We start from the raw sequence: 1,078 nt of genomic DNA on the forward strand, positions 1-1,078 counted from the left end.
GGGTTCCTCGAGGTCGAGACCCCGATGATGCAGCCGATCCCGGGCGGGGCGACGGCGCGGCCTTTCGTCACCCATCACAACGCCCTCGACCGGGACCTCTACCTGCGCATCGCCCCGGAGCTTTACCTCAAGCGCCTGGTGGTCGGCGGCCTCGAGCGGGTCTACGAGATCAACCGCAACTTCCGTAACGAGGGGGTGTCCACGCGGCACAACCCCGAGTTCACGATGCTCGAGTTCTACCAGGCCTACGCCGACCACAACGACCTCATGGACCTCACCGAGGTCCTGCTGCGCGGCCTCGCACAGGACGTGCTCGGCGATGAGCGGGTGACCTACCAGGGCGAGACCTTCGACTTCGGTGCACGCTTCCCGCGGCTGTCGGTGCGCCAGGCGCTGCTCGACTACAACGACGACCTGGATGCGGCCACCGTGGACGACCGCCAGACCCTGGGTGCCTACGCCGGGCGGCACGGGCTGGAGGTCGAGGCCGGTTGGGGGCTCGGCAAGCTCCAGATCGAGCTCTTCGAGGCGACGGTGGAGGAGCGGCTGCACGGGCCGCTGTTCATCGTGGACTATCCCAAGGAGGTCTCGCCGCTGGCCCGCCCGAAGGACGATGACCCGTTCGTCACCGAGCGCTTCGAGCTGTTCGTCGGCGGCCGCGAGATCGCCAACGGGTTCTCCGAGCTCAACGACGCCGAGGATCAGGCCGAGCGTTTCCGCGCCCAGGCCGCGGCCAAGGAGGCCGGTGACGACGAGGCCATGTTCTACGACGCGGACTTCATCCGCGCGCTGGAGTACGGCCTGCCGCCGACCGCGGGCGAGGGCATCGGTATCGACCGCCTGGTCATGCTGCTCACCGACTCCCCTTCGATCCGCGACGTCCTGCTCTTCCCGGCGATGCGCCCGCAGGCCGCGGAGTAACGGCCCGGGTTCAGCCGGCGTCTGCCGGCGGCGTGCCCGGGGCGGCGTACGGGAGGTCGAGCAGCGCCACCGGCCCGCCCCCGATGTGCGGCGTGGCGTTGGCGGCGGCGTCGATGCGCAGCACGGCTAGGCCCTCGAACACGGCCTCGCCGGATGC

At 70.1% G+C, this 1,078-nt stretch carries 1 protein-coding gene; it reads left to right on the forward strand.

Features of this window, described 5'->3' with window-relative positions; all coding sequences use genetic code 11:
• Window positions 1-921 (forward strand): lysine--tRNA ligase (gene lysS, locus G7A99_RS12085; RefSeq protein WP_240466260.1); only part of this gene is annotated, 921 nt, incomplete at its 5' end.
• Window positions 922-1,078: the final 157 nt, after the last annotated feature.

The sequence above is a fragment of the Arhodomonas sp. KWT genome (assembly GCF_010993615.1).